This window comes from Exiguobacterium sp. N4-1P (genome assembly GCF_002214325.1).
This window is the reverse complement of sequence record NZ_CP022236.1, coordinates 788,376-814,799: the sequence shown is the minus strand read 5'-3', so window position 1 is coordinate 814,799 and position 26,424 is coordinate 788,376. Positions and strand designations below refer to the sequence as shown.

The following is a 26,424-nucleotide window of genomic DNA, read 5'->3' as shown; positions in this document are numbered from 1 at the left end:
CAAAAAAGGCCGGATTCTTATTGTACCAAATATGGGACGAAGATGCATAGTGCAATCACAATTGATGTAAGCGCCAACACTAAAACTGCACCGCTTGCGATGTCTTTTGCCGCCTTGGCTAACGGATGCCACTCTTTCGTCACTAAATCGACCGTTCTTTCAAAAGCTGTATTCAGCATTTCCGCACCTAGAACGGTACCGATCGTTAAAAATAAGATGGCACGTTCAACGGACGAAAGTGGGAAATAAAATGCTGCAATCGTGACGACTAGTCCGAGAACAAAATGAACTTTCATATGTCGTTCTTCTCGAACGGCTTGTCGGATGCCCGCTAGCGCATGGACAAACGGAACCCACCAGGACTTCACAACTCGCCTCGATACAACTCGAAGTGATGTAGAATTTCCTCCTGACGTTTTGTCATGACTTCTTCATCTGCCTTTTCGATGTGGTCATACCCTAACAGATGTAAAAAACCATGGACGGCTAGAAAACCAAGTTCCCGCTCAAACCGATTTCCATATTCAGCCGCTTGTTCCCGACACCGTTCGACGGAAATGATTAAATCACCCAGTACAACGGGTTCGTCTTCTAGTAATTGAAAGTCAATTTCATCTTCTCCGAGCTCATCCATCGCAAACGAAATGACGTCCGTCGCTTGATCTTTCCCACGCCAGTCGCGATTGATTTCTCTGATTTCTTCATTCGTCACGAATGTGACGGACAGCTCACTATTGACTTCGACTTCTTCTTGTTTCGCAGTATAAATAAGAATCGATTCGACTAAGCGCTGCTGTTCCTCGCTCAATAAGTTTCCCTCGTCTGTCATATAAGTATTCATTTCGTTTCCTCTTTCTTTAATTCAGGATATTCAATCCGTTCGTGGAACAATCCCGAAAGCGTATGACACGCACTTTCCCCGACACGATAAATGTCACGTGTCGTAATGTCACATTCCGCGAATTGATCGTCGAGCATCTTCTCTCGAATGATTTTCGAGACAAGATCACGAATCCCCTCTTCAGTCGGAGACTTCATCGAGCGGACAGCTGCTTCAATCGAATCCACAATCATGATGACTGCCGCTTCTCGTGTCTGTGGTTTTGGTCCACTGTAACGGAATTCCGCTTCGTTGACTTCACCTTGCTCCGTTGCTTTTACATAGAAGTAGCGGAGTAACGACGTACCGTGGTGCTCTTGGCAAATCGCGACGATTGCCCCCGGGATTTTTGCTTCTTGTAAGAGTTCTACTCCATCATCCGTATGCGCTAAAATAACACGCGCCGACTCGATTGGTGTCAATCGATCGTGCGGATTACGGCCATGTTGATTTTCGATGAAATAAAGCGGACGGCGGGTTTTCCCAAGGTCATGATAATAAGCACCAACTCGCGCAAGTAACCCATCTGCCCCGATTGCTTCACATGCCGTTTCAGCTAAATTCGCGACCATCATACTATGATGATACGTTCCTGGTGCTTCGACCAGTAATTTCTTTAATAACGGATGTGTAGGATTTAACAGTTCTAATAACCGTGTCGGAGCCAAGATTCCGAAAGTCATTTCTAAAAATGGTAACAAACCAATCGCGAAGATAGCACTCAATACGCCGCTCGCGATCGCAAACGCCGTTAACGTTAGCGTTTCCTGAAGTTCAAGTTGCCCACTGCGCATCAATAAGAAGGTAAAGAAGACAACGATGTTCGCAGCAGAAATCATTAAACTACTCAAGAAAATCCGTCGTCGTGACAAACTCGATTGTAAAAAGAATGTCGCGACGAGTCCGCCTACCACTAAGTAAATCGCAATGTTAAAACTAAAGTTTTGGTTCGTGCTATAGAAAAATGTGCCGGCAAGCGCCATAAAGAGTGTGCTGGACAAGGCGATTCGTTCATTCAGCAAATTTCGTAAAACGAGTGCCGCGAATGTCGTCGGTGTCAACAAGTACAGTACAGGATTGATATCCTCTGCCAAAAACGCCATTCCGTATGTCACGACAAGTTGCAAAATCACGACAAGATAGACAAGACCGAACAAACGTACTTTACCCATCTTCGCGTATCGAAGATTTGAACGAGCGATGAATCCATATAACAGCAACGTCATTAAACCACTCAAAAGTAACGTTCCTAACAATGGTTTGAACGACTTCCGGTCAGAGATCAATCCGACAAGCTTAAGCTGACGGTATTCATCTTGCGAAATCACTTCACCACGCTTAACGATAACCTCCCCTTCAGAAATGATGACAGGTTCGACTTTATCGCTCGTTTGATTTCGTAATTGCTCCGTCTTCTCAGGGTCATACACGTAGTTCGTGACAATCAATTGATCGGTCAATGCCTTACTGACCGCTTTTAATGAAAAAGATAATGGTGTTCGGTCGATGTCGAGCCGTGCATTCTCACGCGCTTCTGCTAACTCTCCGTCCTCAGAAGAAATCCGCTGTTTCATTGCTTCTTCAATTGCCGTAATCACCGCGTCACGTGTCGTGCTTCGAACGGACGAAGAAGACGTCGCAAGCAAACGCAATTCATCATCTTTCAATAAATCAGCCGCCTCTGTATTTCGAAGCCGCTGCTTAATCCGTCCGATGTCTTCTGCCTTCGTTATACCTTTTAAGCTCGCAAAGAGTTGTTCCACCTTATCAATTTGTTGCGATGCATATTCTTTTTTGACCGTATACTGACTGTCAATCGCAGCTACGGTATTTTCTTTAATCTGTCTGGTCGCTTCACGGTCTTCGATGGTCAAAGGAGATCGGATATCTTCTTCCGCGATAGAGAAGGCTTCTGCCGCCAAAGCTTCCGGACGAACGGACACATACATCATCGTTGACACGATGATGTAAAATCCAATCGTCAGCAAGCTGATCCACAGTCCTATTTTCCGCATGTCTTAGTCCCCTTCCCCTTACTTTCATGGTTGAGTTTCAGCCGATTTCTTGGCTGTACGCATCAATGATTTTCCGGACAAGTGGATGACGAACGACATCAGCAGAACTGAAGTGTTCAAAATGAATGCCTCGAACATCACCTAACAAATTCAAGGCTTCTTGCAATCCAGAGGCTTTTCCCCGAGGCAAGTCGACTTGCGTCAAATCTCCTGTAACAATCATTTTCGAATGAAATCCGAGTCGCGTCAAAAACATTTTCATTTGTTCTTTTGTCGTATTTTGAGCTTCATCCAAGATGACGAAGGCATGTTCGAGCGTTCGTCCACGCATGTAGGCAAGTGGAGCAATTTCAATCACACCGCGCTCTAATAAGCGCGCCGTATGTTCGACACCTAACACATCATGGAGCGCATCGTATAACGGACGAAGGTAAGGATCGACTTTTTCTTTTAAGTCCCCCGGTAAGAAACCTAGACTTTCACCAGCTTCAACAGCAGGACGTGTAAGGACAAGCCGTTTCACATGCCCCTCTTTCAGGGCTTTCGCCGCCATGACGACAGCTAAATACGTTTTCCCTGTCCCAGCAGGTCCGATTCCGAACGTTAAATCGTATTTCTCAATACCGCGTACATAACGTGCTTGACCTAGTGTTTTTGCACGTAATGGTTTTCCTTTATGATTCGTATGAACGACGGTGTCATATAATTCAAGTAATTCATCGACTCGATTTTGTCGTGCCAATTGAATTGCACTTGTTGCGTCACGCTCCGTTAAAACTGCCCCACGATTCACGAGCTGCGTGAGAACGCCGATGACTTGTGTCGCCAGTCTAATCGAGTCCTCCATTTCTGCTTGAACAACCAATTCATCACCTCGATGAACGAGCTGAACATCAAGTTCTGCCTCCATTGTTTTAAGCACCGCATCATTCGGTCCAACGAATGCTTGCGTCTGATCTGAATTCGAGAATGCGAATGGAATTCTTTCATTAAATATCACGTTATGATTGGCCTCCTAATGATGGACAACAGTATGTCATCGCCACAAATCTATTCTCTTCTACTTTAGCATTTCCTAATAATAGATGGAAAGAAAAACCCATCTTGTTGAAACACCTAAAAAGGTCAGCTCCCCTTAAAATTAGGAAGCTGACCTGTTCTTATGAATGGGGTGTTTTCGTTTTACGTTTTGAAACGGGTGGACCGAGGACTTCACTCCAGATGATGGCACGACGTGCTTCTTCTTGCGTCGTTTGCATCCCTGTTTTCTTGACCGCTTTCGTCCCGATTGCTCCTTCGGCGATTGAACCTTTAATCTGTCCGATATTCGTACTCGTTTTAGAAACCAGTTGACGATCCGTATGCCGTTGCATGTCCGTTCGACGATCTTCTAACAGCGGACGTTGCTGTTTCTTTTTTACAGCCGGCGGTGCATCATCCTTCGTCATCGCTTCCGCCTGCCCCACCATGTTCTTCACATAATCCCCAAACTCTTTTGATGGCGTCCTTGTCGGTTGGTTAGCTTTACTTTTATCTGCCGCTTTAGAAATGACAGAAATGACGCCAAATGCCACCATTAAACCGACCCAGATTAAACTTCCCATCCTACATCATCCTTTATTGTGAGTCATTCGGCGAAGACTGACCACCAATTGCCTGGCGCATCTTCGTATCTGCTGTCACGTTGAGGTAATTCGCATAATCCATCACGCTGAAGTTTCCGTCACGAAGCGCTTCCGAAATCGCAAGCGGGACTTCCGCTTCGGCTGCAACAACTTTCGCTCGCATTTCTTCGACACGTGATTTCATTTCTTGTTCGCTCGCAATCGCCATCGCACGACGCTCTTCCGCTTTCGCTTGGGCGATGTTTTTATCCGCTTCCGCTTGATCCGTTTGAAGAACAGCACCGATATTTTTCCCGATATCGATGTCCGCGATATCGATTGATAGAATTTCGAACGCCGTACCGGAATCAAGGCCTTTCGCAAGAACCGTTCGTGAAATCATTTCCGGATTTTCAAGCACTTCTTTTTGATCGTGACACGAACCGATTGTCGAAATGACACCTTCGCCGACACGGGCGATGACTGTTTCTTCACCCGCACCACCGACAAGACGGTCAATGTTAGCCCGGACTGTGATTCTTGCTTTTGCTTTTACTTCAATCCCGTTCATCGCAACACCTGCGATGAATGGTGTTTCGATGACTTTTGGATTAACTGACATCTGTACTGCTTCAAGCACGTTTCGTCCTGCCAAATCAATCGCGGCCGCACGTTCGAAACTAAGTTCGATGTTTGCACGATGCGCGGCAATCAACGCATTGACAACACGGTCGACGTTACCACCGGCAAGAAAATGACTTTCAAGTTGGTTCGTATTCAAGTTTAAGCCAGCTTTGACGGCTTTAATTAACGGATTGACGATTTTAGATGGTGTGACGCGACGTAAACGCATTCCAACGAGTGTGAAAATCGAGACGCGGACGCCGGCCGCCAAAGAACTAATCCACAGTGGGATTGGAACGAGCGTAAAGAAAATTGCGAGGAAGATTAAGACTCCTCCGGATATGAGTAGGACCGTTAACAGTTCAGGTGTCATGTGATTGACTCCTCCTTCGTAGTTTGGACTCGAACGACGACGCGTCCGTGTGTCACTTCTTTGACGATAATTCGCTCACCAGAGCCGATAAAATTCCCTTCAGTCACTGCATCGATCCGATTCCCATCGATTTCAATCGTTCCAGCAGGTCGTAAAGGCGTCAAACTGATACCTTCCTTGCCATTGAGTTGAACTTTCTCTTCATGTGACAAATACCCTTTTTCCGACGATGTCGAATCCGTCAAAATCAAACCTCTCCATAACAATGACTGGTTGGATTTGATTCTTCGGTATGCCCAGTATCCTGCCGCCAGCGACAAAAATACGGATAGACCTATCGCAAGGCCGACTTGACCGACCGTCGCACCCGCCATGATCAGGCTCGCGAGGACAGCACCGATACCCACAACTCCAAAGATACCGAATCCTGTGACGAATATTTCGATCAGCAACATAACGACACCGACCAAGAAGACCGCTAAAATCATCCCTAAGCTAAAAGACATTACTCCGTTCACCCCTTTTTATCAGAATCAGACGCTTCTCCCCTTTTGAAACACATTTCTTTGTTACTCTTATTATATACGCTTTCACCCATTAAAAGGTTTCACAACTCTTTTAATTTCTAATTATTCCGATAATATGTGTCAAAAAAACAAATAAAAAAAAAGGTATCCCGTGGGATACCTTCAAAATTGATCAATTTAATTGTTGTTTAACAAGTCGATTAATCAAAGCACCGTCCGCCTTGCCCTTAAGCTGCGGCATGACGACACCCATTACTTTCCCCATATCAGAAGGAGCAGAGGCACCCGTCTGTGCAATAGCTGCATCAACGATTTCCTGAACTTCTTCTTGAGAAAGTTGTTTTGGCATATAAGCTTCGAGCACGATAATCTCTGCTTGAATCTTCTCGACGAGGTCGTGACGATCAGCGCTTTCGAATTCTCGGAGGGAGTCGTTGCGCTGTTTCATCTCACGTGAGAGTATAGTTAGCTCTTCCTCATCAGTTAATTCTTGCTTACCGAGTTTAATCGCTTCATTTTGCAGGGACGACTTCACCATCCGAATCGTCGTCAGACGATCTTTCTCACGCGAACGCATGGCTTCCTTCATATCCGCTGTCAAACGCTCTTGAAGACTCATGAGGATACACCCTCTCTAACGTTAGAACTTCTTACGCTTACGCGCAGCCTCCGATTTAAGCTTACGTTTTACACTTGGCTTTTCGTAGTGTTTACGTTTACGAACTTCAGCAAGCGTACCATCTTTTGAAACACCACGTTTGAAGCGACGAAGTGCGTCTTCAAGTGATTCATTTTTACGTACACGAGTTTCCACTAGTTTTCCCTCCCTCCGATATTACCGACTAAAGGAAACGTGTCAGACACGTCATATAACATTATAGTAGGAATGTACAGAATGGTCAATAGTTGATTGACATGTTCTCATTACATCCTTGATATGTTCCTTTTTGTTCCTTTCTATAGTCTCATGTCGTCCCATTATTTACAACAGATTCATCTGTTTTACCTAAAAAAACGCGGCACTTTTTGTAAGCGCTTTCTTAAAATCATTAAAATGTTTTGTCAAAACAGTGAATGATGTGTCAAAATATAAACAGTTATCTGAAAAAGGAGTTGGTATTATTTATGAAAGAAGCAAAACGAGTCATCTGGGGTCTTCTCATCGGTATCGCCTTAGGACTTGTCCTAGCCGCTCTACCTGACAAGACGATTTACGAAAAATTAAATATGTATGCCTTACAACCAATCGGGACGATTTTCTTGAACCTGATTAAAATGCTTGTTGTACCGATCGTCTTCTTCTCCATTTCCCTCGGTGTCATGGGTCTCGGGAACCCAAAAGAATTGGGTCGTGTCGGCGGAAAAGCCATCGGGTTTTTCTTATCGACGACAGCAGTTGCGATCATCATCGCACTTGGTCTTGCCTTATTAATCAAACCGGGCGAACGTGGTACTTTCTCGACGGAAGGACTCTCAAAGGCAACCGGTGAGATTCCTGATACAAGTATCATCAATACGATCGTCGGGATGTTCCCGACAAACCCGATCACGGCGATGGCGGAAGGTAACATGCTCCAAATCATCGTCTTCAGTGTGTTCGTCGGGTTCGGAATTACGTTCTTAGGTAAGAAAGCAGCAACGCTTCGTTCGTTCATCGAACAAGGCAATGACTTGATGACGTACTTAATCACACTCGTCATGAAAATGGCGCCGCTCGGAGCTTTCGCCTTGATCGCTTCAGCCGTTGGTTCATTAGGTCTTAAATCATTACAAGCAATGTTCGCGTATATGTCGATCGTCGTCTTATCATTAATCGTTCATTCATTATTCACATATGGTTCTGCCGTCTCTTTGATCGGAAAAATGAATCCGATCTTCTTCTTCAAGAAGTTTGCACCCGTCATGATGTTCGCCTTCTCGACATCTTCGTCGAACGCAACACTTCCGGTCGCGATGCAAACGGCGCAACGTGAACTTAAAGTACCACGGTCTGTCTCAAGTTTCGTTCAACCGCTTGGTGCGACGATCAACATGGACGGAACAGCAATCATGCAAGGGGTCGCGACCGTTTTCATCGCGCAAGTCTATAATGTCGATTTAACACCAGGACAACTCGCGACGGTCGTCTTGACTGCCGTTCTCGCGTCTGTCGGAACAGCTGGTGTGCCTGGAGTCGGCCTCGTCATGCTGACGATGGTCCTCCAGTCGGTCAACCTTCCCGTCGAAGGAATCGCCTTAATCATCGGGGTCGATCGTCTACTCGACATGATGCGGACTGCCGTCAACGTCACTGGTGACGCTGCTTGTGCCGTCATCGTAGCGAAATCGGAAGAAGGTAACTTAAAAGATAAGGAAGTCGAAGACGAGCGCTACGCGTAAGTTTTCCGCTTGATGAAAAAAGGTCGTCCCTACCGTGAATCACTCATGGTAGGGACGACCTTTTTGTATCTTGTTATTTTTTTAGAACAAATGAACTGAGTGGATCTACCGTGATGCTGCCTGAAACATTTCGAAGTGTTTTCGTCCCTGCTGTTTTACCATCGACGATCAACTTCCACTTTCCTTTCGGAAGCGTCAGCTTGACCGCAGCACGTTTTGCGTTATGGACAACGAACAACTCTGCTTTTTGATGTGGTGCATCTTCTGAAAGTTGATACGCGACGACTTGCTCCATCGTATCGACAAACGTCAAATACCGTCTGATGTCTTTCGCTGATCCGAGGTGAAGTGCCGGATTTGCTTTCCGGACTTCAATCAAGCCCTTCATGTAATCGACGTCTTGTTGACGATCCATCTTCCGTTTCCAGTCGAGCTGGTTGACGGAGTCCGGTGATTTATACGAATTATGGTCGCCGCCCTTCGTCCGCATGAAATCTTGACCGGCATGAATGAACGTCGTCCCTTGTGACGTTAACAGGATGCTTGACGCCAAGCGGTGCATTTTCGTTTTCGTCGCATCCGTATCGTTCGGGTTCGTTAAGTTCAACTTATCCCATAACGTATGGTTGTCGTGTGCTTCCACATACGTGATGGTTTGATTCGGCTCTGCTGCAAATCCTGTGATGTCTTGGTTATACGCAATCTCACCGACGATTCCGCGTTTAATGCGTGTTTCAAGACCTGTTTTCCCGTTAATGAATCCTGCATCCGTATCTTCAAAGACACTTCCTTTAAGCGCATCACGCAAGTTATCGTTGAAGTGGGCGACGCCCGGCATTTGTTTTGCATTTGTCTGATTCGCTTTTTCTGTTTCAGGAAGTGGTGTGTTCAAGCTCCACCCTTCGCCAAAAACAAGGATTGATGGATCGATTTTAGTTGTCGTCTTTTTGACGGCATTCATCGTCTTGACGTCATGGATCCCCATCAAATCAAACCGGAAACCGTCCCAGTGGTACTCTTTTGCCCAGTATCCGACGGAGTCGACGATCAACTTATGCATCATCTGGCGTTCTGACGCTGTATCATTCCCGACACCCGTCCCGTTCGCTAAATCGCCACCCGCTGTGTAACGGTAATAGTAACCCGGGACGATTTTATCGAGGTTCGATGCTTTGGCGTCGAACATATGGTTGTAGACGACATCCATGACGGCACGTAGCCCATTGTCATGAAGACCTTGAATCATCTGTTTCATCTCTGTGATTCTGACTTTCGGGTCATATGGATTCGTCGCATATGAACCTTCTGGTGCATTGTAGTTTTTCGGGTCATATCCCCAGTTGTATGATTTTAGCGGATTCGTCTCATCGACGGAAGCCGTATTGAAGTCGTACACTGGAATGAACTGAACATGTGTGATGCCAAGTTCTTTGAGATGATCAAGTCCTGTTTTCGTCTTCGTTTTCTTGCCATCTTTCATTAAACGTGTTCCACGTTCAACTACTCCGAGGTACTTCCCTTTTTGCTTAATTCCTGAATCATATCTTGAACCGGTCACATCAAACATCGACAAATCACGGACGTGGGTTTCATAGATGATGGCATCTGTCGCTTGTTTAAGCGGCATCTTTGATTTCGTCCAGCGTTTCGGATCCGTCTCCTTTAAATCAACGACAACACCTTGATCCCCATTGACAGCAACAGCTGTCGCATATGGATCGACGGCACGCGTCGTATCTTTTGCATGTTTCACTTCATATGTGTAGCCTGTCCCGTCGAGGTCACCTTTTACAGTGACGGTAAAGACGCCACGATCACCACGTTTCATCTCGATTTCTTGTGTGATGTCTTTTGTTGTTGCTGCTGCTTGTTTTGGTAACTTGTATAACTCGAGCTCGACCGTTTGAGCGGTTGGTGCCCACAAACGGAACGTCGTTTTTGATTTTTTATACGTCACACCTAACTTGCCATCATAGGCATACTTTTGATCAAAGGCATCAGAACGTAAGACCTGTCCTGCTTCAAGCACGCCTTCACCGAAGACAGGATGTGTCACAGTCACGATCTTTGCTAAATCGATGTCGGACGAAACCGTTACTTCAAGTGTCTTCGCGTCAAGTTGTGTGACGACCGGATTGACGAGTCCCGTGAACGAAAATTGTCCGATATCGTCTGCTGAGACGGGCGCGTTCGTTTTGAGCGTCAGCTTCTTAAAGTCATCTGCGAGGAAACTCGTAATCTTAGGTGTCCGGTCAATTTCCGGTTTTCTGTAGTAGATTGTTTGATCCCCTTCGATTAACCAGATGTCTTTTGCTCCGGCATAGAAGAAACGATCCGCCCCGTCTTTTTCAGACCAGCCTTCGATATGCGGAATGATCCCGACGAGTCGTTGTTTCGTTGGGTTCGCAAGCGACACGGTTGTGACAGCACCAAACTCATCTTGTTGATTAAATTCAAACCGTTGTCCATCTGCCGCATTCGGCCATGCCCAAACGCCATATTTTTCATAATCGTTGTCATAACGATAATAATGGACGTTCGTTTTGATTGATTCGACGTCAGCCCCGCCTGTCGGATTGACCGGTGAGACGTCTTTACTTCCGGATGCAATCCACACTTCCGCGACACCATCTTTAATCATGTCTTTTGTGATGAATCGGTCATTTTCAGAACCGGAATCTTTGTTCCAGTTATCATCACGGACGATAAAGCCGATTTTTTCTGGTTGGTCGACCGGGAATTCATAAGCGGCAACCTTTCCGTATGCATCTTCTCCGTTAAAGACGTGCGCCTTGTTCGGGAAGTAATCCGGTCCGTTCGCCCAGAGCCAGAGATTCCAATCTTTTTCTGACGTTTTATCTTCTTTGTAGTGAATGATGACGAGCGTCGATTTGCCTTTTTCGAGCGCTAATCCGTTCACTGGGAGTAAACTGAAAATTAGTGCAAACGTTAGCACAACTGCACAGACTGATTTCCATCGATTCATGTTCCATCCTCCTTGAATGTATGTAATCGTTTTCATTTCCATTTTCCACACGAATTCCCATACTGTCAAAGTATATTTTAGTTAACTAAAGAAAATAAGCCTTTCGGACCAGAACAAAAAAGGGCTGACTCATAAGTCAGTCCAAAATCAATCCTATATCGATCAAATGCTTATGAAACTTAAAAAACCTGCATGGGTAGGCTGTTCTGTCACATTTCCCTGTCTCGACTCGTCTTCAAAGCGGCAACCTTACGCGCCGCTTTGGAAGCGATTCAAGACGGAAGACGCTTTTAATTCTCGCCACTTTGTCTACAAAGTGAAGAAAACGACAACTCCACAGTCTGTGTTATCCCTTCATCAATGCTTCGAGTGCTTGTTTCGTTTCCCGCATCGACGCATCCGAGGCGAAGAAATACCAAATGCCGTCACTTGCGATATACCCTTCGCCGTCGATTTTCAAGGATTGTAAGTGTTTGAAACCGGTTTGATTCTCTTGTGCCAGTTGGGTCGCTTCAGAAAACGTAATGTTCGTACTGAAATTATCCTCTAAGACCTGACTGAGTTGTTCGAGCTTCGTTAAAATGTTCGGACCTGCAAGTTTCATTCCGACAGACTCAAGAACTTGCCGTTGCCGGATTTGCCGTCCCATATCCCCGAGCGGATCCTGTTTCCGCATCCGGGCGTAACCACTCGCTTCGAGACCGTCCAGTTCAATCTGTCCTTTCTTGTACTCTTTTTGAAGCCGACGGTCGTTCCAACTAAAGGCAGACGGATTATCAACCGTCACACCATCAACGGCGTCAACGAGTTCAATCAGTCCATCCATGTTGATTTTAGCGTAATACGGAATCTCGACGTCAAACGTCTTTTCGACCGTCTGAAGCGTCTCTTCGACTCCACCATAGGCATACGTATGATTAATTTTTGTCGTCTGTCCATCTGCTAACGTGACTTGCATATCGCGCGGAATCGAAAGTGAACTCGCTTGTTTTGTTTTCGGATTAAACGATAACAACATGATTGCATCGGCCCGACCCGGATCATTTTTCCGTTCATCGACACCAATCAACAAAACATGGACAGGTTGCATGACTTCAAGTGGTAATTTTTGCTCACCTTTTAGTGGAGTAATCAATGCATCAGCAGTTTGTTGGAGCTTTAAAAATGCGTATCCGGTCGTCGCACTCGCAATCAAGACGACTAGTAACAAAAGCACACTCGCGACTCGCAAGAACGGATTCGGTCGCTTTTTCTTCATCCGTGATTCCATCATTAACCTCCTCACAGTTTCTGTTGATACGTCTTCATCAGACCGGTGATATTCGAGTTATGCAAGAAGAGTACACCGTCGACTTGTTGTTGTTTTGCGAATTCTGACACATCAAATGTTGCATTGACATACCGGATATCAACGACTTCGAGATTCGCACTTCGGGCGAGAAACGGCAGGACAGGATTCGCAAAGGAATCCTTCAGGACAAGCAGTTTTGGTCCCTTTACGTCCGACCGCATCGACATGATGCCATGGTTGCCCCGTAAAAAGACTTCATACCGGTCGGCATAATCACCTGCTTCCTTGATATAGCTTTCATCGATGACCGGTTGCTGGCACGTGTTGTCGTAGCACACATCAATCCCGTCGAACTGGCTTCCATCGTAATAAGCAAGTGTATCGCCGGTCGTTGCATAGGCGAGGGTCGTTTTCCGGGCAAGTGATCCATAATATTCGTGCCCGGATACTTTCCGGGCGTTTGACGCGACCGGTACTTCTTTAATCGATACCTTGTCCGCTCGCAACTGACGAACGATTTGCTGATAGGCAAAATAAGCTCCGTCAATGTTCCAGTGATGATCCGTTTTAAAATAATCGGACAGCTTCAACTGGTCGAGCGAAATGTTCGTCATCCCTGCCTGATCAAACCCTTCTACCATCTTTTTGTACCGGACTGTCGCGTTCGACGCGACATAGTCGGGTAAAATCCCGTTCTTCTCAGCGACGACCGTCTTTGAAGGAGCTAGTGCCATGTAGACAGGTCGATCAACGGCTTGAACAAATTTCTTAAAACCGTCCGGAATCGGTGTCACCTGTGCCTGACTCGACTCAATCATGTAGTCATTCGGGGCCGTATAAATGCCATTTCGAAACGGTTGGCGTAAGACGTTTTTTGACAAGCGGGCTTGTGTTTCGACGAGTGTCCCACGAAGCAACAATTGATCGGTAAAATACTTTTCGAGTTCTCCCATGTATGCCCCACTGACGACTGTTGCTGTCGTTGGTGGCGTCAATTTTGCGAGCGAACGATTTTCAAGTTGTGACATGACACGGTCCTGTTTCAAGACCGTCCCAAGACCAACCATCGTCAGGATGACCATGAAACTGACTGCCGTCGCCGCCATCATCCGTCGTTCGAACGAGTACTTCTTTCGTGGCCTCTGGTCTTTGTCTGGTCTGAGTGGCGCATGTGCCATGCTGATTCCTCCTTACTTAAAAACGGAAATAAATGAACGGATTGAAGGTACTCGCGACGAGGGCAGATGTCGCAAGAAACAGTAACAACATCGCATAGCCATACTGAATCGTCTGGCCGACTTTCCCGAGCCGTTCGACGATCCACTGACCCAGTATTTTTGGTAGCGGTGTCGCAGCAAACGCGGCAAGCAGTAAGATGACACCATTTTGGACGAGCTGGTAACTGGCACGTTCATCCCACACTTCTGTCGGGATAAACATCGCACGCAAGTACTCGAGTGCGTCCGGAAATGTCGTTGCACGGAAAAAGACCCAGCCGACTAACACAAGAATGAATGTCCAAATCGTCGAAATGACGGGGACACGGCGTAATAATTTCCCGAGAAATGCTTTCTCGAGCATAATCCATATCCCGTAGTACGCACCCCAGGCGACGAACGTCCAACTCGCACCATGCCAGAGGCCCGTCAGCATCCAGACGACTGCAAGATTTCGATACTGTTTGAGCGGCGAGACACGATTGCCGCCAAGCGGGATATAGACGTAATCACGGAACCATGAGCCGAGTGAGATATGCCAACGTCGCCAAAACTCCGAGACGGACTTCGCGATGTAGGGATAGTTGAAGTTTTCCAAAAAATGAAATCCGAACATCAGTCCGAGTCCAATCGCCATGTCGCTATATCCCGAAAAATCAAAGTAAATTTGTAGCGCATAGGCGATGATGCCGATCCATGCCAGACCCATCGACAAATCATTCATCTTGAAGACGGCATCTGCCACTTGCCCGCAGCCATTCGCTAAAATCAATTTTTTCGACAACCCGATAATAAAGCGGCGGACACCAAGTGCGAAATCAGGTAATGTCTCTTGCCGATCGTTGATTTCATTTGCGACCGTCTCGTAGCGGACGATTGGCCCGGCAATCAATTGCGGAAATAACGCGATATACAAAGCTAAATCAAGCGGGTTTTTTTGGACTTTCCCCGCTTCCCGGTAGACATCGATGACGTAACTCATCGCCTGAAACGTAAAGAAGGAAATCCCGATCGGTAACACGACTTCCGGAACAAACAGTTCCACCTGAAACGTTTGATTCAAAGACGCCATGAAAAAGCCACTGTACTTGAACCACCCGAGTAAAGCGAGGTTCGTGATGACCATACTCGCCATGACAGGTTTGATGCCGACACGGTGCCGGTACGTATCGACCATCAGGGCAAACAAATAGTTGATCAGGATACTCGCGAGCATCAGTAAAACGAACTTCGGTTCTCCCCAAGCGTAAAAGAAAAGGCTCGCTACAAGGAGCCAGCCGTTACGAAAAAATCGTGGCACTAGATGATAGACAAGCAGGACGACCGGTAAAAACACAAATAAGAAAATCGTCGAACTAAACAGCATAGTGAGGATCCTCCTGTTTCAGTTGAATACGTTCAGCGATCTTCAACTCGGTCAGTTGGATCCGGACGTCACCTGCTACGAGAAACTTAAAGGCAATTTTAAAATACTGTGCCCCTTTCATCCGCTCCAGTTGAATCTGAAGATCAGTTGCTCCGTCGAGCATGACGAACTCCGACTCCGACCCCATGCGTTTTTTATTTCCGTATTGCATCTTAAAGAGTTGGACTTGACAAGGAACATCGGTTTCAAAACGACACGTCACATGAATGACGTCCGCCTGTCCGAAAGCGGCATCTTGGCGGTACAGCTTTGACGGCGGATACTGGAAACCTTGATCAAACAATTGGATATACAATTTATCCGCATCCGTCGCCGCCTGGAAATCGAACAACACACCAACCGCTTCGTCTTCTAACAGAATCTTTTCTTGACTTCCCTGCGGAAAAAAATGATAACTTGCTAAATGAAACGTACGTGCTGTTCTCATACCGGGACCTCGCTCATGATCGCGTCAACGATACGTTCCGCCGCATGACCGTCACCGTAAGGATTCGCGGCCTGTGCCATCCCCTGATACATTTCTTCATCCGTCAATAAGCGATGACTCATCTCAAAAATACGTTCCGGATTTGTCCCGACAAGTTTTAATGTCCCGGCTGCAACACCTTCCGGCCGTTCTGTCGTCTCCCGCAGAACAAGTACTGGTACACCGAGCGATGGCGCTTCTTCTTGGATACCGCCGGAGTCTGTCAAAATAAACGTTGCCCGGGCCGCTAAGTTATGAAAATCAAACACATCGAGTGGGTCAATCAAGTGAATGCGCGGATGGTGTTTCAATTGCTCCGCCGCTTCGAGCACGATTGGGTTCGGATGGACGGGGTAGACGATTTCAATATCTGCATGCGTCTCTGCCAACCGTTCGATGGCATCAAAGATGTGCGACAGCTGGAGGTGATTTTCGCGCCGGTGGACGGTCAGTAAAATTAACTTGCGTCCGCTCGCCTCTAAGTCCGTTAAGACTGGGTGCGTATAGTCGGACGAGACGGTTGTCTTGAGCGCATCGATGACGGTGTTCCCGGTCACGATGATCGGTGTCTGTTTATGCTCGCGTCGGAGATTTTCCGCTGCTTGATCTGTCGGTGCAAAATGAAAATCAGCCAGCACACCTGTCAATTGACGATTCATCTCTTCCGGGAATGGTGCATATTTTTGGTAGGTCCGTAATCCCGCCTCGACATGTCCGACCGGAATTTGTTGGTAAAAAGCAGCGAGCGAAGCAGCGAACGTCGTTGTCGTATCCCCATGGACTAACACGAGATCGGGTTGCTCCTTTTCGAGGACACGACGCATCGCATTCAAAATCCGTGCCGTCATTTCTTCGAGTGTTTGCCGTGGACGCATCAAATCTAAATCGTGATCGGGAACAATCTGGAACAACTCCAAGACTTGATCAAGCATCTCACGATGTTGCGCCGTGACGACGACGATCGGCTCGACACCTTCGCGCGCCTCAAGTGCTTTGACGACGGGCGCCATTTTAATCGCTTCCGGTCTCGTTCCAAATACAAGCATGACTTTTTTCATCCATTCCATCCCCTATTCCTTATTCATGATGACAATTCAATCGTCTCGCCACGGACGGACCGTTCGATTTCATCACTTCGTCCTGTCCGTTTTTTTGCCACGTAATGGGCAACTTGCTTTTTCGATAACTGTTTATGCCAGTAGAGATACTTGTTGTACTCCGCCATCGTCTCTGCGGTTGGTCCGAACATCCGGACTTCGCCGTATTCGAGCCATAAGACTTTTGAACAAAAACTTTTGACCTGACTGAGCGAATGACTGATGAAGAAAATCGTTTTCCCTTGATCACGAAACTCGCGCATCTTATCCAAGCATTTTTCCGTAAACGTCTGATCGCCGACCGATAAGGCTTCGTCGATAATCAAGATATCTGGATTGATGTTGATGGAAATCGCAAACCCTAAGCGGGCCCGCATCCCGCTCGAATACGTTTTGACCGGCTGGTCGATGAATTCCCCGATGTCGGCGAATTCTAAAATGTCTGGAGTGATCATTCGGATTTGTTTTTTGTTCAGTCCCATCATCAGCCCCTTGAGCTCGATATTGTCGCGCCCCGTCAACTGATTGTTCAATCCGCTCGAGATGGCAATTAAGGCTGACTTACCACGCAACGTCACCTGCCCGTACGTCGGAGGCGTGACGTTCGCAAGGAGATGTGACAACGTCGATTTCCCGCTTCCGTTGATGCCGACGACACCAACGATTTCACCTTGTTCGACTGAAAACGATACATTCTTTAAGGCATAGAACGGCTTTCCGCTCATCTTGCCAAATAAAACCTCTTTTAACTTATCAATCGGACGCGAATACAAGACGTATCGCTTCGAGACATTTTCAAACACGACATGACTCATCTTCGTTCCTCCTACACATAATCAATGAAATAACGACGGAATCGGATATGGACGGTTGCACCTGTCATTAAAATCACTGCGGTAATGCTCCAAAAATAACAGCCGTACCAAAGATGCTCCATCAAATACCCCGTTCCGATTAAGGCTGAACGATACCCTTCGATCAAATAGACGAGTGGATTGATCATCAACAACGTCTTAAAGATGGAATGATCGGGTGGGACCCACATGATTGGCGTCAAATACATCAACATCCGCATGCCTGATGTGACCATGTTTTGGACATCCCGGACCATCGTCGCGAGCGCCGACAACAGGAGCGAGACCGCATATAAGAAAATGATTCCTGCCGGTATGATGTACAACAGTTCGAACGTATGCCATCCCGGAAAATAACTAAAGGCAGCTCCAAGAATGATTGTCAGGAGGACCATCGCAATGTGCCGATAAAATTGTGCCAAAATGACATAGGCCGGAATCGTACTCAACGGGAAATGCATCTTTGAGACGAGCGCGACCCGTCCATAGATGGAACGGGACCCACTCGGAATCGTACTTCCGATAAAGAACCAGGCAATCAATCCACTGACTAACCATAAGACAAACGGAATCCCGTCAACCGGGTGTCCACCTCGAATGCCAAAACCGAAGACGACCCAGTAGACACCGATTTGCAACAACGGCGTCATGATTTCCCAAAACCACCCGAGGTATTGCATGCTGTATTGGCTTTTTGTCTCATAGAGTGAAAGACGTACGATCAGGTAAAGATGATCTTTCAACTCATTGAGAACAGTACGGACGCTCTTCATATCGCTTCAGCGTCTACTTTCATCGTGTTATGTGTATGCAAGTTACCGAAGTTAAGGACCATGATGTCTTCAAGCTCTCCGACGACGCCTTTCGTATCGAATAAGACTGGTGTCCGCATTTGGTTTTTCAGACGACGTGAATCAAATGCCTTGAATTCATCGTGATCGACAAGGACAAGGGCAAGGTCAGCTCCTTGGATTGCTTCAATCTCGTCGACTAATGTGAAGCGTGACGAAATCGAGCGTTCGACGTGCGGATCACAGACTGCGACATCGAGTCCACGATCTAGTAATTGTTCGATGACTTCGACTGCCGGACTTTCCCGCATATCATCAACGTTTCCTTTATACGTGACACCGAAGACAGCAATTTTCGGACGGACACGGTTGGCGACGAGGCGTTCTGCTTGATCCGCAACGAAACGGGGCATGTTGACATTCGTATCACGCGCCGTATGGATGATTCGTGCAAGCGACGGCGCCTTCGCGACGATGAAGTACGGATCGACGGCAAGACAATGTCCTCCGACACCCGGTCCCGGATGATGCAAGTTAACGCGTGGGTGCATGTTTGCCATCTCAATGACATCGAGGACGTTAATTTTAAGTTGGTGACACACTTGTGTTAATTCGTTCGCAAGTGCGATGTTGACGTCACGGAATGTATTTTCCATCAACTTTGACATCTCTGCCGTCTTCGCATCCGTCTGGACGATTTCTCCCTGGACGAAAGTCCGGTAGACAGCGGCCCCGGCCTTGGCACACGCTTCCGTCAGTCCCCCAACAATCCGGTTGTTATGAATCAATTCATGAAGAATTTGTCCCGGTAAAACCCGTTCCGGACAATGGACGACGAACACGTCTTCGCCAATCTTAAAGCCCGCTTCTTCAATCAATGGTCGTACATGGTCATCCATCGTCCGTGGTGCGATTGTTGATTCGACGATGACGACGTTCCCTTTTTCTAAGTGTGGCAGCAGATTGCGTACTGCTGAAATGACATATTTCAAGTCACATGATTTGTACGTATCGTCAAGGTTCGGCGTCGGAACGGCAACCAGAAAGACATCAGCTTGTTCCGGCGTTAATGTCGCACGGAACGTACCGTTCGCGACGACTCGTTTGATGACGTCTTCTAAGCCTGGTTCTTCAATATGGATATCTCCTGCATTCAACATTTGAACGATTCGCGGGTCGATATCGACACCGACTACTTCTGTGCCGTGATCTGCGAACATCGCAGAAGAAGGTAATCCAATATATCCAAGTCCGATTGTACAAAGTTTCATTTTGTCATTCCTCCATCTAGTGTGTAGTTCACGTCAAACCTTGCATCGAACATGACGTGGCTGTACCTAGACCATACCGACAATTCCTAGTGTTTCCAATGGTTCTAACCATCTCTTAAACCATTCTTCACAGACCTTACATTCGCCGTATTTTCTGTACTTTACGTAAAGGTTGTAAAGAATCGACGAACACGTTGACGAACCTTGTATGATACCGACCATATCCACATCAAACGTTCTCCATTTGTGTGGTTTCACTTGGTATTAGCTGTAACTTTAATTGACTTCAGGTGCTGTTCCCGCTGAAACAGCCGCATATACCGCTAAGAGATGTTGTTTTTCCTCGTCCCAGTTGTACCGTCTTCTCGCCTCTTCCGCTCGGCTTTTCATCTGATTGCGTAACGAATCATCCGCTATCAAGCGATTGACGGCTTGCGCAATCGACTCCGGCGACTCGACATCGACAATCAAACCGACCTGTTCCGTTTCGACGACCCGGCGAATTTCTGGTAAGTCTGCCGCGACGACCGGGACAAGTGCTGCCATATATTCGAATAATTTATTCGATGAGGCTGAATAATGGTTAAAGCAGACGTTTTGTAAGACTTGGAACCCAATCGTCGCTGCCGCTGTATAACTCGGCAACTGATTTAGTGGTACTTTATCGATGAAATAAATCCGCTCACGCGCTGAAGATTCCGCGGCTAAGCGTTGCAAATGTGTTTTGATTTTACCATCGCCAACAAATAATAAAGTTCCGTTCGTCACGGATGGCATCGCCTCAATCAATCGTTCCAGTCCGCGCCCTTCTTGAATCCCGCCTTGATAAAGCAAAATCGGTTCCGCACGGTCGAGACCGAGTTCTGTGTGCAGCGAACGTGCCGCCGGGATCGTTTCCTGATAAAACGGATAATTATGAAGAACCGTCGGCCGGCTTCCGTACAGTTGCTGGTGATAATCCGCTCTTGTATCATTTTCGACCATCGTCCAATCAACGAAACGCAACAGGATACGCTCAAGGATTCCTTGTCCCTTTCCGTATCCTGTCCGGTCGGTTTGCACTTCGTGTGAATCATAGACGACTTTTGCCTGACGTTTTGCTAAAATCGCTTGCGGTAACGTATTTAAATCATTGGCGTGCATGACATCGTATTGACGCTGTCTTGCGGCGCGCGTCATCCGGATGATGCCAAAGCTGTTATAAAGCGCATAGCGTAAAAAGCGGCTTTTTTGTAACAGATAGAGCATGAGCAAGACGGGAATCAACCACGGAATCAGTACCAACACTCCGATAGCCGCGACTAGCGTAACCGGTGACCGTTTCCGAAAACGCGACAGCACACCGGCAAGTGGTGGTGTGCGATCAATCCGAAGAATGCGGAAACCTGCTGGATGCTGCTCGATTTTCGGTAACGTTCCGTCATTTAAACAGTACAAGTCGACCTGATACGCAGCATCAGCAAGGGCGGTACATTCCCTTAACACACGGGCATCGTTCGTAAAAGTGTTCCAAACAAACATTCCGACACGTTTCATCCCTTCACCTCCACTGTCTGTTGACAAGTTTGACGAATCGCTTCAAACAGTCGCTCTTCATTTTGTTCCCAGTCAAAATGTGTTTGGACGTAGGAGACGCCAGAGCGTCCCATCAATGCCCGTTCTTCCGGATTGTTTGCGAGATGACGAATCTGCCGGACGATCTCGTCCCGGCTGCGGTCACGCGATACGACACCAGCACCCGATGCTTCAATCACTTTTGCGGCATGTCCGGAAACAGCGCCGACGATGGCACATCCCATCGCCATATAATCGATGATTTTCCCTGGTGTGACCGTGTCGAATGCCGTGCTCTCGACAAGCGTCGCAAAGGCGATGTCACTTTTAGCGAGCTGTTTCAATGCGTCCCAACGCGGCATCGCGTTCATGAAGTGGATGTTCGTCAGTTTCCGCTCTGCAATCAACTTCTCGAATTTTTCCTTATGGTATCCGTAACCAACGACATGGAATTCAATGTTTCTGTCGACCATCAACCGTTCCGCCACATCAAGTAATAAAAAGACATCTTGTGCCAGTCCGATGTTTCCCGTGTAGACAACGCGGACCTGTTCCGAGACATGACGCCGTTTAATCAACCACTCATTTTCTTCAATCGAATTCGGAATGTAGTGAATACGCGATGCGTCAATCCCCTTCTGTTCGATATAGGACCGAAACCCTTCGCTGTTGATGACGATTTGATCCGCTTGATGATACATCCATTTTTCAAGCCAGTACAATGGTCTCAATAACAGGCGTGATTTCGTGATGCCGACACCGACGAGTGATTCCGGCCATAAATCACGGACATCTAAAATTAGCGGTGCCTGTTTGACATGTTTCGCGACGACACCGACCAGTCCCATAAAAATCGAAGGTGTTGTCGCATAGATATATTCGTACTGTTTTGGATCTTGCCGCACTTCTTTGATCGCTAAGAAAAACTGTTCGATGAAGAGGTGGAGTCGTTTCCACAAATTAGTCGTCGCCCGGACATCGCGTGGTTGAATCCGTGTGATGTGCGCGGCGTCAAGCGTCGGTTCGTCCCAAAACATCGCATCCGTATAGAGTTCCGCCGTCGGATAAAGCGGCTCTGACGTCAAGACATGGACGTCACTGCCCCGTTGTTCCATCCGTTTAAAAATATTTTTCATCCGATTCGCAGCACTTCCGATTTCCGGATAGAAGTTTTGACAAATCATCAACACGTTCATCGACGCCTTGCCTGTCTTCGTGATAGTTTTCGTCTGAGCTTCCAGTAACGGACGATGACTTTTCCTAATTTTGAATTTGCGAGTGACCGGTATTTTGATTTCCATGCTTCATTCGCCTCCAGCACTTCCATGTTCGAAACGAGTGCCTCCTCGTAACGTTTGAGCACTAACGTATATTGGTGCGCAAGTTGTTCCAGCTGTTGATTCATCTCGCTTACTTGGTGTTCCAGTTTCACCTGTTCATTCGATTGTTCCACCATCCGCAATTCAATTTCCGCTACGTGTTGCACTTTTTGTTCCAGCCGCTTGTTGACTTGTTTTAGACGGATGACTTCCGCTAGGTGCATCCGCTCGACAGTCTCAAACGAATCTTCGAGCCAGTCGACTTCTTCTGCAGACAACATCCGGACCGGTTGTACATCTTCCTGAACGACAAGCGTCACGCCAAGCCACTTATCCAACCGTTCGATTTTTTCAATCGTGCCATAAGGTGTTACTTGTTCGACAAGTCGTTTCAAATAATAAGTCCGCTTATGATCGGCGTAATCATTAACGCCGAACGGAACGGTCACGACAAGACGTCCACCTGGTTTGACGAGTGTATATGCCTGCTGAATCACCCGTTCCGGTTCACCGATGTGCTCGAGTACTTCTGTCATCAAAACCGTATCGAATTGCCGGTTTGCTGAAAAAGACATGATGTTCGCTTCACTGAACATGACGACGGATTGGACAGATGCCGCTTCTTCTTTTAATGCAGACGTTGCTTCAGCGATTGCTTCCGGAGAGACGTCGATTCCTGTGACATGTTTCCCTTCGCGTCCGAGTAAAATCGGGACGAGTCCCCCTGAGCACCCGACATCAAGGATGTCTTCTCCCTTCGCCTCACGTATTATCCAGTGGATGCGCGCCCGGACCTTTTTTCCGAACGCGATCCCTAACTGGTCATAATAGGCGGCACGAACTTGATCCTTTGGTCGTTTCATTCCTGCTGTGCCCGTCATGCCGTGACCTCCTCTAATAACAATTCTTGAATCGCATCCGTCTTACCCGCATCCGCTAATTCGACGAACTGCCGGACTAACGGTGCCGTTAGTTGAATCGGTTCATAAAACCCGACAATCGTCCGTAATAAGGCAACACTTGGTCCAAAGTCCTTATCGCTGCATTGGCGCAGCTTGACCAAATACCAGTGTTCGAAGAAATGCTCAAAACGTTTCGTCTTGTATTGGTCGAGCACACCATATTTTGCAAACTTCTCTGCTCGTGCCCGTTCACGGAGGACACTGCGCTCAAAGAAGCGGACCGTCAACGAGTTAACCGTCGAGCCGGCGACTGCCGCGTAATAATAATGCACGACGCGGTTCACAAGCAGAACACGCTCCGCCCGTAACATCATCTCTTGGAAAAATAACGAGTCTTGACCGACGGCTCCGACGACCTGTTCCAGCTGATGTTTGACGAGGAAATCGCGCTTGACGACCAATGCTTGAATGCTTTGCACGGCAAAACGATGTTCAAGCAGATAGGCACGGGGGTCTTCACAAACGGTTCGTCCCTTTTTCCGAATCGTCGGCAAGGCGATGATGCTCGTCTTCTCCGCTAACTTTTTCATATGACCGACTGCAAAATCCAGCTCCCGGTCATTGTCAAGTTCATTCAACAACTCCGCATAACGGTCACTGAGCACTTCATTGTCCGGATCCAAAAAGGCTACCCGGTCGGCACGCGCCAGTTCGACACCTTTGTTACGAGGACGTGATGCACTTCCGCTCCCGCCTGTTTCAAAGAAGTAAGTCGTCACGTTCCCGTGTCGCCGTCCAATTCGTTCGACGGCTTGAATCGTCCCGAAATCCGTCGACCCGTCGTCGACAAGCACGATTTCCGTTTCGTCAAAACGATTCATCCGCTTCAAGCTCGCAAAACACTTATACATCAAATGAGGGCCGTTGTTATAAATCGGCACGACGACTGACAAGACCGGCGCAAGGAGCGGCTCCGTTTGATACTGTTCATTCCACTCGAAGCGATCCAGCATGAGCGTCCGTCCGGATAACGTTCCGCTGACAAACTGTTCAAACGGGACATGCTCCCGCCAGACCATCGCTCCGGTATCTGCGCCTGACGTCTCAAAGACTTCATAAGCGGCTTGTCCGCTGAGCGATTTCCGGACGATATCGGCATCGGCAAACTTAAAGCCGTTGCGTAAATCTTCGAGGTAATATTCCCCGTACGACTCGCCGCCGTCGAGCAGGGCAACAAGATCGGCTTTTCCATATTCCCTTTCCGTCAACTCGGACAGGTGACAAATAGCATCCGCTTCAATCGATTGCTTGGCAATCTGCTGTTCAAGAGCCGGTGTCGGATTGCGTAAGACGACGAGCAGGCGACGCGCCGGTTGCGGTTGATTGAGTTTCAACATCCGCGCCAATTGATCGACCCGGTCAAACACCGTGTGACTCGACATGACGGAACGAATTCCTTCAGCACGCAATTGCTCAATGTCTTCTTCAGATGTCCGTTCGACGATTGCTTTGATTTCCTGTTGATCGTGAACTGTAAATACGTTTGGAAACAGATTGTTGACGGCGATACTATAATTCGAAATGATTAGATTCCCAAGTGCCTGCGATTCAAAAATCCGGCGCGCACACATCGTTTTACTGTATTTGATGCTATTGAGATTCAACACCCAGTCGTAACATTTGCTCACCTGCTGAAGCGCATCATACGGAATCGCAGGGGCAACCCGTTTGACGTACCGGTCCGGGAAATGATAGTCCGGTAAGCCGAGGTGATAGTTGCGGTCGACGATATCGAGCTGATGCGATGAGCTCATCACCCCATCGAATAGCACTTCCGTATCCTTGACACGTTCTGGATACTTCGCCATCCAGCTCCCGGCGAACAAGACATGATTTTTCCGGCTTCGGGTTGCGCCAAGCGGATTATGGATCAGCGGATTCACACCGAACGAGACCGCTTCAATCCGGTCATGGCCACAAAGCACTTGATATTCCGGAAGCATCGCTTCGTCCGATGTCAGCACATAATCGGCTTGTTTTGCCAGCTCACTGAAACGGTCGAAGTTACTCGGGTCTTCCGTTGACTGGAAGACAATCGGAATCCCTTGTTGTTTCACCTCTCGCATCATCTGGAGGAGTAATGTTCTTTTTTTCGATTTCGGTGTCGCGACCCCTTTCCAGTCATCCCCCTGCAAGCCTTTCCATGACGTGATGACTAAAAAGAGATCGATTTTACGACTAAAGACATCCTCAAACGTGTCTGCATTCACATAATGGAGATGGAACGCATCTTGATAATAGGCATGCATGAACTCGGAACAGACGACAGCTACTTCAAGCGGTCGCGGCTCATAGTAACGTGACTGACTCCGAAGCGGAATCGATTGGTAGTCGATCGTATCGAGTAATTGTTGATTACTCTCTTCTTGATAGCGCTTCGTTTTTGTTTCAACCGGCTTGTTTGACGGACGAATCGTCTTAGCCGTTCCCAACGATCCTAACTGTTGTAATGTCTCGAACGCAGTCGAACTCGCTGCTGGTTCCGTCTTCAATCGCTGTTGTTCAGCACGGACCCAACTTAGCTGTTGCGTCACTTTTCTTTTCCACTGTTGTCTATTCACGTTCAAAACACCCTTCCTGCTTGATCTCTTTTCAGTGTACGAGAGCAATTCAAAGGGCACTTAAATCCCTTGCAAGGTTTTTGTAAAGAGTTGATGAATGTTCTCCAGTATTTCCTTATATTCCAGTTGAGAAGATGACTGATTGGCATGGACTGTAGTTTGTTCGTGACTTACTTTTGAATAATTAGGCAATAAAATATGATGAGCACTTCATTAGTTTCAGAATC

Annotated in this window: 23 protein-coding genes; 1 reads left to right on the top strand and 22 read right to left on the bottom strand. The window is 47.3% G+C overall.

Annotated elements, in window-relative coordinates; genetic code table 11:
- Window positions 1-17: 17 nt before the first annotated feature.
- The 9 genes from A0126_RS04130 to rpsU form a co-directional block, all read right to left on the bottom strand.
- Window positions 18-368, bottom strand: coding sequence for a diacylglycerol kinase family protein (locus tag A0126_RS04130; RefSeq protein ID WP_088836557.1), 351 nt, complete (start codon window positions 366-368; stop codon window positions 18-20).
- Window positions 365-841 carry an rRNA maturation RNase YbeY gene (ybeY, locus tag A0126_RS04125; protein ID WP_029332938.1) on the bottom strand — a complete coding sequence of 159 codons (477 nt, stop codon included), beginning with the start codon at window positions 839-841 and terminating at the stop codon, window positions 365-367. Before ybeY ends, A0126_RS04130 begins: the two co-directional genes overlap by 4 nt.
- Window positions 838-2,895 (bottom strand): HD family phosphohydrolase, encoded by a 2,058-nt coding sequence (locus tag A0126_RS04120; protein WP_088836556.1) that lies wholly within the window; start codon window positions 2,893-2,895, stop codon window positions 838-840. Before A0126_RS04120 ends, ybeY begins: the two co-directional genes overlap by 4 nt.
- A 37-nt stretch (window positions 2,896-2,932) precedes the next feature.
- Complete coding sequence (locus A0126_RS04115; protein ID WP_088836555.1) at window positions 2,933-3,895, bottom strand: PhoH family protein; 963 nt, start codon at window positions 3,893-3,895, stop codon at window positions 2,933-2,935.
- Between the two features lie 160 nt (window positions 3,896-4,055).
- Window positions 4,056-4,499: a hypothetical protein gene (locus A0126_RS04110; RefSeq protein WP_088836554.1), complete on the bottom strand. Its 444-nt coding sequence runs from the start codon at window positions 4,497-4,499 to the stop codon at window positions 4,056-4,058.
- 13 nt (window positions 4,500-4,512) lie between these two features.
- Window positions 4,513-5,496: a flotillin-like protein FloA gene (gene floA, locus A0126_RS04105; RefSeq protein WP_029332934.1), complete on the bottom strand. Its 984-nt coding sequence runs from the start codon at window positions 5,494-5,496 to the stop codon at window positions 4,513-4,515.
- Window positions 5,493-6,002, bottom strand: a complete 510-nt coding sequence (locus A0126_RS04100; RefSeq protein WP_034801219.1) for an NfeD family protein — start codon at window positions 6,000-6,002, stop codon at window positions 5,493-5,495. Before A0126_RS04100 ends, floA begins: the two co-directional genes overlap by 4 nt.
- Window positions 6,003-6,195: 193 nt before the next feature.
- A complete protein-coding gene (locus A0126_RS04095) occupies window positions 6,196-6,642 on the bottom strand; it encodes a GatB/YqeY domain-containing protein (RefSeq protein ID WP_029332932.1) in 447 nt (148 codons plus the stop codon).
- Window positions 6,643-6,663: 21 nt separating this feature from the next.
- Window positions 6,664-6,837, bottom strand: a complete 174-nt coding sequence (gene rpsU, locus A0126_RS04090; protein WP_012369719.1) for a 30S ribosomal protein S21 — start codon at window positions 6,835-6,837, stop codon at window positions 6,664-6,666.
- A gap of 311 nt (window positions 6,838-7,148) precedes the next feature.
- Between rpsU and A0126_RS04085 the strand changes: the two genes are divergently transcribed.
- Window positions 7,149-8,402 carry a dicarboxylate/amino acid:cation symporter gene (locus A0126_RS04085; protein ID WP_088836553.1) on the top strand — a complete coding sequence of 418 codons (1,254 nt, stop codon included), beginning with the start codon at window positions 7,149-7,151 and terminating at the stop codon, window positions 8,400-8,402.
- 73 nt (window positions 8,403-8,475) lie between these two features.
- Here A0126_RS04085 and pulA read toward each other — a convergent pair whose 3' ends face one another.
- From pulA to A0126_RS04020, 13 genes are all read right to left on the bottom strand, one after another.
- Window positions 8,476-11,388: a type I pullulanase gene (gene pulA, locus A0126_RS04080; RefSeq protein WP_088836552.1), complete on the bottom strand. Its 2,913-nt coding sequence runs from the start codon at window positions 11,386-11,388 to the stop codon at window positions 8,476-8,478.
- 346 nt (window positions 11,389-11,734) lie between these two features.
- The gene (locus tag A0126_RS04075; protein WP_088836551.1) at window positions 11,735-12,658 is read right to left on the bottom strand and encodes an LCP family protein; all 924 of its coding nucleotides are present in this window, start codon (window positions 12,656-12,658) and stop codon (window positions 11,735-11,737) included.
- An 11-nt stretch (window positions 12,659-12,669) separates the two neighbouring features.
- Entirely contained in the window at window positions 12,670-13,857 is a 1,188-nt protein-coding gene (locus A0126_RS04070) for a DHHW family protein (RefSeq protein WP_088836550.1), read from the bottom strand.
- A gap of 16 nt (window positions 13,858-13,873) precedes the next feature.
- Entirely contained in the window at window positions 13,874-15,262 is a 1,389-nt protein-coding gene (locus tag A0126_RS04065) for an MBOAT family O-acyltransferase (protein ID WP_088836549.1), read from the bottom strand.
- Window positions 15,252-15,749 carry a hypothetical protein gene (locus A0126_RS04060; protein ID WP_088836548.1) on the bottom strand — a complete coding sequence of 166 codons (498 nt, stop codon included), beginning with the start codon at window positions 15,747-15,749 and terminating at the stop codon, window positions 15,252-15,254. Before A0126_RS04060 ends, A0126_RS04065 begins: the two co-directional genes overlap by 11 nt.
- The gene (gene wecB / locus A0126_RS04055; protein ID WP_088836547.1) at window positions 15,746-16,846 is read right to left on the bottom strand and encodes a non-hydrolyzing UDP-N-acetylglucosamine 2-epimerase; all 1,101 of its coding nucleotides are present in this window, start codon (window positions 16,844-16,846) and stop codon (window positions 15,746-15,748) included. The genes A0126_RS04060 and wecB overlap by 4 nt, the downstream gene beginning before the upstream one ends.
- A gap of 23 nt (window positions 16,847-16,869) precedes the next feature.
- The gene (locus tag A0126_RS04050; protein ID WP_088836546.1) at window positions 16,870-17,700 is read right to left on the bottom strand and encodes an ABC transporter ATP-binding protein; all 831 of its coding nucleotides are present in this window, start codon (window positions 17,698-17,700) and stop codon (window positions 16,870-16,872) included.
- Between the two features lie 11 nt (window positions 17,701-17,711).
- A complete protein-coding gene (locus A0126_RS04045) occupies window positions 17,712-18,512 on the bottom strand; it encodes an ABC transporter permease (RefSeq protein ID WP_088836545.1) in 801 nt (266 codons plus the stop codon).
- Window positions 18,509-19,801 (bottom strand): nucleotide sugar dehydrogenase, encoded by a 1,293-nt coding sequence (locus tag A0126_RS04040; RefSeq protein WP_088836544.1) that lies wholly within the window; start codon window positions 19,799-19,801, stop codon window positions 18,509-18,511. Before A0126_RS04040 ends, A0126_RS04045 begins: the two co-directional genes overlap by 4 nt.
- Window positions 19,802-20,077: 276 nt before the next feature.
- Window positions 20,078-21,337: a glycosyltransferase gene (locus tag A0126_RS04035; protein ID WP_088836543.1), complete on the bottom strand. Its 1,260-nt coding sequence runs from the start codon at window positions 21,335-21,337 to the stop codon at window positions 20,078-20,080.
- Window positions 21,334-22,656 carry a glycosyltransferase family 4 protein gene (locus tag A0126_RS04030; RefSeq protein ID WP_239456843.1) on the bottom strand — a complete coding sequence of 441 codons (1,323 nt, stop codon included), beginning with the start codon at window positions 22,654-22,656 and terminating at the stop codon, window positions 21,334-21,336. The genes A0126_RS04035 and A0126_RS04030 overlap by 4 nt, the downstream gene beginning before the upstream one ends.
- On the bottom strand, window positions 22,548-23,555 hold the full coding sequence (locus A0126_RS04025; RefSeq protein WP_088836541.1) for a class I SAM-dependent methyltransferase: 1,008 nt from the start codon (window positions 23,553-23,555) through the stop codon (window positions 22,548-22,550). The genes A0126_RS04030 and A0126_RS04025 overlap by 109 nt, the downstream gene beginning before the upstream one ends.
- The gene (locus tag A0126_RS04020; RefSeq protein WP_088838440.1) at window positions 23,552-26,197 is read right to left on the bottom strand and encodes a glycosyltransferase; all 2,646 of its coding nucleotides are present in this window, start codon (window positions 26,195-26,197) and stop codon (window positions 23,552-23,554) included. The genes A0126_RS04025 and A0126_RS04020 overlap by 4 nt, the downstream gene beginning before the upstream one ends.
- Between the last annotated feature and the right edge of the window lie 227 nt (window positions 26,198-26,424).

Coding starts and splice junctions, on each gene's coding strand:
- ybeY (WP_029332938.1), bottom strand. CDS start 841: ATGAATACTTATATGACAGACGAGGGAAACTTATTGAGCGAGGAACAG.
- A0126_RS04120 (WP_088836556.1), bottom strand. CDS start 2,895: ATGCGGAAAATAGGACTGTGGATCAGCTTGCTGACGATTGGATTTTAC.
- A0126_RS04110 (WP_088836554.1), bottom strand. CDS start 4,499: ATGGGAAGTTTAATCTGGGTCGGTTTAATGGTGGCATTTGGCGTCATT.
- floA (WP_029332934.1), bottom strand. CDS start 5,496: ATGACACCTGAACTGTTAACGGTCCTACTCATATCCGGAGGAGTCTTA.
- A0126_RS04100 (WP_034801219.1), bottom strand. CDS start 6,002: ATGTCTTTTAGCTTAGGGATGATTTTAGCGGTCTTCTTGGTCGGTGTC.
- A0126_RS04095 (WP_029332932.1), bottom strand. CDS start 6,642: ATGAGTCTTCAAGAGCGTTTGACAGCGGATATGAAGGAAGCCATGCGT.
- A0126_RS04085 (WP_088836553.1), top strand. CDS start 7,149: ATGAAAGAAGCAAAACGAGTCATCTGGGGTCTTCTCATCGGTATCGCC.
- pulA (WP_088836552.1), bottom strand. CDS start 11,388: ATGAATCGATGGAAATCAGTCTGTGCAGTTGTGCTAACGTTTGCACTA.
- A0126_RS04075 (WP_088836551.1), bottom strand. CDS start 12,658: ATGGAATCACGGATGAAGAAAAAGCGACCGAATCCGTTCTTGCGAGTC.
- A0126_RS04070 (WP_088836550.1), bottom strand. CDS start 13,857: ATGGCACATGCGCCACTCAGACCAGACAAAGACCAGAGGCCACGAAAG.
- A0126_RS04065 (WP_088836549.1), bottom strand. CDS start 15,262: ATGCTGTTTAGTTCGACGATTTTCTTATTTGTGTTTTTACCGGTCGTC.
- A0126_RS04060 (WP_088836548.1), bottom strand. CDS start 15,749: ATGAGAACAGCACGTACGTTTCATTTAGCAAGTTATCATTTTTTTCCG.
- wecB (WP_088836547.1), bottom strand. CDS start 16,846: ATGAAAAAAGTCATGCTTGTATTTGGAACGAGACCGGAAGCGATTAAA.
- A0126_RS04050 (WP_088836546.1), bottom strand. CDS start 17,700: ATGAGTCATGTCGTGTTTGAAAATGTCTCGAAGCGATACGTCTTGTAT.
- A0126_RS04045 (WP_088836545.1), bottom strand. CDS start 18,512: ATGAAGAGCGTCCGTACTGTTCTCAATGAGTTGAAAGATCATCTTTAC.
- A0126_RS04040 (WP_088836544.1), bottom strand. CDS start 19,801: ATGAAACTTTGTACAATCGGACTTGGATATATTGGATTACCTTCTTCT.
- A0126_RS04035 (WP_088836543.1), bottom strand. CDS start 21,337: ATGAAACGTGTCGGAATGTTTGTTTGGAACACTTTTACGAACGATGCC.
- A0126_RS04030 (WP_239456843.1), bottom strand. CDS start 22,656: ATGGAAATCAAAATACCGGTCACTCGCAAATTCAAAATTAGGAAAAGT.
- A0126_RS04025 (WP_088836541.1), bottom strand. CDS start 23,555: ATGACGGGCACAGCAGGAATGAAACGACCAAAGGATCAAGTTCGTGCC.